This is a genomic window from Flavobacterium frigidum, from assembly GCF_048286735.1.
Taxonomy (GTDB): Bacteria; Bacteroidota; Bacteroidia; order Flavobacteriales; family Flavobacteriaceae; genus Flavobacterium.
Window position 1 is genome coordinate 241,248 of the sequence record NZ_JBLVPU010000002.1, and the last position, 6,405, is coordinate 247,652.

Sequence of the window (6,405 nt, forward strand, 5' to 3'; positions counted from 1 at the left end):
ATCAATTATGGCAACAATAATTACAATGCCTCGTTTGAGCGATACGATGACGGAAGGAACGGTAGCAACTTGGCTCAAAAAAGTAGGCGATAAAGTAAGCGAAGGAGACATTCTTGCAGAAATTGAGACTGATAAAGCAACAATGGAATTTGAATCTTTCAATGAAGGTACACTTTTACATATAGGAATTCCAGCTGGTCAAACGGCTCCTGTCGACTCATTACTAGCAATTATAGGAAAAGAAGGAGAGGATATTTCGGCATTCCTTTCAGGAAAACCAGCAGAGGTAACTCCAGCAGCAGACACAGCAAAACCTACTTCAGAGGCAGTGGCTGTTCCAGAAACTAAAAAAGAGTCAACTTCAGCGGCTACTTCTTTACCAAAAGGAGTAGTGGTAATAACGATGCCTCGTTTAAGTGATACGATGACCGAAGGAACTGTTGCAACCTGGTTGAAAAAAGTAGGAGATACAGTTGCCGAAGGTGATATTCTTGCTGAAATTGAAACAGATAAAGCAACAATGGAGTTTGAGTCTTTCAATGCAGGAACATTATTATATGTAGGTATTGAAGAAGGGAATACTGCTCCTGTTGATAGTCTTTTAGCAATTATTGGTCCCGCAGGAACTGATGTTGCTGGAATTGCTACAAATTATAAAGCAGGCGGAGCAACGTCAACTGCTCCTGCTCCAGAAGTTAAAGATGAAGTTGAAACAACAGCCGTGACTGAGCCAATTGCTCAAGAAACTGTAGCTGACGGACAACGTATTTTGGCTTCCCCATTAGCAAAGAAAATTGCAAGTGATAAGGGAATCCAGTTGAATCAAGTTAAGGGTACTGGTGAAAATGGTAGAATCGTAAAAAGCGATATCGAAAACTTTACACCAGCTGTTGCTCAGCCAACTGCTGATGCACGAGTAGTTACTAAAACAGAAACTGTAGTTGCACCTGCTGCACCAAAAGTGTTCGTACCAAACGGAGAGGTATTTACGGAAGAAATTAAGAATTCCCAAATGCGCAAGATCATTGCGAAACGTTTAGCTGAATCATTGTTCACCGCACCGCATTACAACTTAGTGATCGAAGTGACTATGGATGACGCTATGGCTGCGCGAGCTGTTATTAACAACGTACCTGATACAAAAGTATCTTTTAACGATTTGGTTATTAAGGCCTGTGCGATGGCATTGAAAAAACATCCAAAAATCAATTCACAATGGAAAGAAGATGCTATTACCATCAACCATCACGTCAATATTGGTGTAGCTGTGGCTGTTGAAGATGGTTTAGTTGTTCCAGTATTGAAATTCACAGATGCGATGAGTTTATCTCAAATTGGCGGCAGCGTTAGAGATCTTGCCGGAAGAGCAAAAAACAAAAAACTATTACCTACAGAAATGGAAGGAAGTACTTTTACTGTTTCTAATTTAGGGATGTTTGGTATAGTAGAGTTCAATTCGATTATCAACCAACCTAATTCTGCAATCCTATCTGTAGGTGCGATTGTCGAGAAACCAATCGTTAAAAATGGCCAAATCGTAGTAGGAAATACCATGATGTTATCTCTTGCTTGCGACCACCGTACTATCGATGGAGCAACTGGAGCTCAATTTTTACAAACATTGAAACAATTTATAGAAAACCCAGTTACCATGCTTGCGTAATAGCCCGGTTATCATAATACAATCCCGTCTTGTTAATAAACTTGACGGGATTTTTATTGGTGCATGTCCCCACTTCCACTAGCGTTGCAGTGCGGTCAGGCTATTCGCTATATCTTTTATTCCATTGCATTTCATAAAAGGATGCCGCTACTATCCCTCATGCAAAAACGTAGCATGCACTTTAACATAAATGAAATACAATCAATTATTGAATAGCTTCTAGAAGTATTTTCAAAAAAACTTGTTTGCTGTATGATGATTTCACTTCACTTTTATAAAATTAACGAGCGCTTTCGACCAAATAAACATTAACTTGGAGCAACAGAAAGCAATAATATAAAAACTAATTGCACATTATCAGTTATAATAACGATTTCATTAACGATTTAATAGACTTCAAGATGATTGAAAAACAATATCTAGAACCAAATGAAGGTTTTTCGCAAGCTGTTGTTGTAAGAACCGGCACTTGTAAAACAATTTATATTTCAGGCCAAATTGGGGACGGAAAAAACCTAGAAGCACAAACAATCGCTTGCTTTAAAAACATAGAAAAACAACTTTCTAATTGTAACGCCACTTTTAAAGATGTGGTAAAGATGAATACGTACATTGTAAATTTTACTCCGGAAATCGATTTGCCTATTTTTAGAAAAATAAGAACCAAATTTCTTGGAGATTGTGATTTTCCAGCAAGCACCTTAGTTGGCGTATCCGTATTAGGAAATAAAAATTGGTTAATTGAAATTGAAGCAATAGCTGTGATAGCTTAAAACAAGTTCTTAAATTAATCTAGAAAAATTAAAACAATTTACATTATCAACAAATTGCTAAACACTAGCTCTTATTTTTTTCCTCAATCCATTTCGACATGTACTTAGTACTTTTAAGTGTATGATGTTGCAATACAGCACCCATAAAGTTATTCAACCGATGTTGCTGCAAATTTGATTGTAGATTGTCAATTTGCAATTTAAACTCGGATTCAAACAATGTAATTAGATACCGTTGCTCGACAATAGCGAGTCCATTTTTTTGCGCCTGAAGCCACACCGCTCTATCCTGATATAATTGCACAGCCAGATCAACGAAAACATCGGGATCATCTGCAACAAATCCACTCCAAGGTAAATAGCCTTGCATCGACTCGGCACCAATACCTGTAGTAACGCTTGGTGTTCCGCACTGCATGGCTTCGAGCAATTTCCCTTTTATTCCAGCACCAAAGCGCAAAGGCGCCAGAACAACTCGGGATTTTTTGACAACTTCCTGTGCATCAATGGCGCGACCATGTATCAAGAAACCTTCTTTGGCATTATGTAACTGCAACACTTTTTGGGATGGATAAGCACCATAAATAGTACAAACAGCAGCTGGAATTTGTTTTTTAATCAAGGGCCAAATGGTTTCTCTAAGATACTGCACAGCATTCCAATTGGGTTCATGAAGAAAATTACCAACAAAAACGAAGTCCTGTCGTCCTTCAAACGAAGGTAACTTACCCAAATCAGGAATAGCATCCGAATCTACTAAAAGTGGCAAATAATGCAATAAGAAATTGTCTAGTTTGAAAATTTTAGTTAGCAATTCGATTTCATATTCGGAGATCATTAATGACAAATCACAACGCAAAATACTAGCGATTTCTCTTTTTGCAACCTCTTCATTCAATAAATCCACAGTTTTAAATTCACGCTTTTCTTTAAACGCTTTTTGTCGTGCAAGACGCAAACAGTGTAAATCCTCGGTGTCTAAAATGCGAACTGCATTTGGACAATTTTCGGCAACGCGCCAACCAAATTGTTCTTCTATCATAAAACGATCAAATAAGACTATTGAAGGCTGAAGCTGTTTTACAAACACATCAAAACTAGAACTATTTAAAGCTATTGTTTCTTTCTCGACCTTATACAAACTTAAATCGGCCATAAAATCACTGTCTTGTGCAGGAGAAGCAAATGTGATTGTAAATCCTTGTTTTTGAAACAATGAAATCAATTGCATCATTCTGCCACCCGCAGCTGAGGAGTTGGGTTCAGGCCAAACAAAGCCAATAATTAATACTGATTTCACTTTTGTGGGTGTTGAAAATTAGGATTGCAAAGTACTTATTTAAAATGAAATTGTAACTGTTTGGAATTGCAAATGCAACTGAAAAAAGTAGCTATATTTTACACTAGTTTGCGTGAAGCATAGCAGTGAAAAGCCCACAATTGCAATGCAGCGCAGCGAAAGTGCAATGAGGACCTGCAACGAATAGCCTGACAGCAAAAAATGGCTGCATAAAAAGTTGCTTTTGCCATTTTTTTGGTGAAACGCCCCACTTATTTTTGATAGTGAATTTTAAGAAGAAAACACTAATTTTGTGCTCAAATAAATTCCATTAAAATGTTAGGATTAAAATTAGCTACCGATCCAAGATGGGTCAACATAGTAGAATCGAATATTGAAGAAATATTGACCGATCATGCTTGGTGTGAACAAAAAGCTGCTTCGAATGCCATAAGTTTGATTACGCAAAATTCAGAAAAAGAGGAATTAGTGACCGAATTAATGGTTATTGCAAGAGAGGAATTAGAACATTTGCAAATGGTACACGACTTGATAAAAAGCAAAGGACTTGCCTTAGGGCGGGAACGGAAAGATCATTATGTGAATGAATTATTTAAATTCATGAAAAAGGATGGGAGTAGAAACGACGCTTTATGTGAACGCTTGCTGTTTTCAGCGATGATTGAAGCCAGAAGTTGTGAACGATTTAAAGTATTATCTGAAAATATTACAGATGAAACGTTAGCGAAGTTTTACCGTGATTTGATGATTAGTGAAGCGGGACATTACACCACTTTTTTAGGTTTTGCACGAAAATATGCTGATAATGTAGATGTGGATAAACGCTGGAAAGAGTGGATTGATTTTGAAACCTCGATTATCACAAATTATGGCAAACAAGAATCTATACACGGATAATTGAGACTATATTTTACGTTATCAAAAACACTATACTTAAAAGTATCTGAACTTGAAAAAGGATGATTCCAATTATATTTTAAAATTACAGTACTTATTAGCCTCAGAGGTGAAAATTTTCGAGGTTTTTTTATACCATTTTTTTCTAAGGATAAGAAACAAAACCTGCGGAGGAATTGATATAAAAAAAGAAGAACTTTGCGAAATAAATAAACAGCAATAACTTCTATAGATCTTTTAAAATTTAAGCTTCCTGATTTTCTTGTAGATTACTTTGAAGTAGTTTCTGCTGTTAATACCGAAGAACACCTTCATTTGTATTACGAAGTGAATGCACAACCTCCAATGCACTATGATGCTGTAGAATAAATATCGTAAGGCTTATTAGATGAAATAACACTACAAGATTTTACTCTTCAAGGTAAATAGATCTATTAGCATATTAAACGTCTTCGTTGGACGAATAAAACTTCTGAAGAATAATCAAAAGAGATAATAAATTAGTAGCAGACGGAACTCGTGTAACACAGGAGTTTGCGTCTTTTTTAAAAGAGATCAATAGATTCCAAGCCTAATGATTGTAATGCGATTGCTTCTTTTTATGGCGTTAGCGGCAAAAACCTACAACATCAATACAAAGATTTCTTAAGTGATTTCAAAGCGTGGGATCAACTATCACACGCCAAACAATGGCTTATTTTTCCAAAAAACTTAGGCAAACGTTTATCGATTGATGAAACTTCATTCTCGAATGGAGAACTCTATACTATCTTAACCAACAAAGCAGGCAAAGGAAAGAAAGGAACTATCGTAGCTATAATTGCCGGAACTAAAGCTGATACTGTAACTGCTATAATTGAAAAAACCCCTCTCAAAGCGCGCAATCAAGTCACAGAGATCACTCTAGACATGGGAGCAAATATGGGATTAATTGCTAAAAAATGTTTTCCAAATGCTACGCGGGTTACTTATCGATTTACTCCTGAATTTTCATTGAAATTTTGGAATTCGTGATACCGCTTCGCTAATTCATGTTCAAAAACTAGCCTTGGAAGCTTTACAAGAAATCAGAATCAAATATCGTTGGCAATCAATAGATCAGGAAAATGAAGCAATGGAAAAAGCTAAAAAAGGAAATAAAAAGTTTGAATCAGAAGTGCTATCTAATGGAGATACACTTAAACAATTACTAGCCCGTAGCCGCTATCTTCTATATAAAAACAAATCTAAATGGTCCGAAAACCAAATAGAACGAGCCTCTATATTATTTGAATTATATCCCGATATTGAAAAAGCGTACAATTTAGCACAAGATTTGAGAAATATCTTTGAAAAAACAACTGATAAAATTATTGGACTTTCAAGGCTAGCCAGATGGCATGAAAAAGTAAATCAATCCGGGTTTAAATCTTTCAATACAATCTCAAGATCCATAATAAATCACTACCAAACCATATTAAACTATTTTGATAACAGAAGCACCAATGCTTCAGCAGAGTCCTTCAATGCTAAAATAAAAGCGTTTAGATCTCAATTCAGAGGGGTTAGAAATATAGAATGGATCAAGTCTAAAAGTTGTGGGGAAATATTAAATTTCGATATTTGTATTTTAAAAATAGATACAAATGCAAGATTCCTATAGCGAACTAATCAAGTTATTATTACCTGAAATTGTTGTGGATTATTTTAAATTGACTTCTTAAGAAAAAGGAGAAGAGATACTTCATTTATATTTAAAAGAAATTAATTCAGTCCCCAAAGAGTACCGACAG

At 35.8% G+C, this 6,405-nt stretch carries 6 protein-coding genes; 5 read left to right on the forward strand and 1 reads right to left on the reverse strand.

Annotation, left to right across the window (positions count from 1 at the left end):
• Positions 1-7 precede the first annotated feature (7 nt).
• Positions 8-1,663 (forward strand): pyruvate dehydrogenase complex dihydrolipoamide acetyltransferase, encoded by a 1,656-nt coding sequence (locus tag ACNQGO_RS02600; RefSeq protein ID WP_417984061.1) that lies wholly within the window; start codon positions 8-10, stop codon positions 1,661-1,663.
• Positions 1,664-2,064: 401 nt separating this feature from the next.
• Positions 2,065-2,436, forward strand: a complete 372-nt coding sequence (locus ACNQGO_RS02605) for a RidA family protein (RefSeq protein WP_417984062.1) — start codon at positions 2,065-2,067, stop codon at positions 2,434-2,436.
• Between the two features lie 64 nt (positions 2,437-2,500).
• Here the strand turns inward: ACNQGO_RS02605 and ACNQGO_RS02610 are convergent, their stop codons facing one another.
• Complete coding sequence (locus ACNQGO_RS02610; protein ID WP_417984063.1) at positions 2,501-3,736, reverse strand: glycosyltransferase; 1,236 nt, start codon at positions 3,734-3,736, stop codon at positions 2,501-2,503.
• A 315-nt stretch (positions 3,737-4,051) separates the two neighbouring features.
• On the opposite strand from ACNQGO_RS02610, the gene ACNQGO_RS02615 reads away from it, so the two are divergent.
• The 3 genes from ACNQGO_RS02615 (at position 4,052) to ACNQGO_RS02625 (ending at position 6,275) form a co-directional block, all read left to right on the forward strand.
• Entirely contained in the window at positions 4,052-4,633 is a 582-nt protein-coding gene (locus ACNQGO_RS02615) for a MiaE family protein (protein ID WP_417969038.1), read from the forward strand.
• A 768-nt stretch (positions 4,634-5,401) separates the two neighbouring features.
• Positions 5,402-5,647: a transposase gene (locus tag ACNQGO_RS02620; protein WP_417984068.1), complete on the forward strand. Its 246-nt coding sequence runs from the start codon at positions 5,402-5,404 to the stop codon at positions 5,645-5,647.
• Between the two features lie 34 nt (positions 5,648-5,681).
• Positions 5,682-6,275, forward strand: coding sequence for an ISAon1 family transposase (locus tag ACNQGO_RS02625; RefSeq protein WP_417984064.1), 594 nt, complete (start codon positions 5,682-5,684; stop codon positions 6,273-6,275).
• Positions 6,276-6,405: the final 130 nt, after the last annotated feature.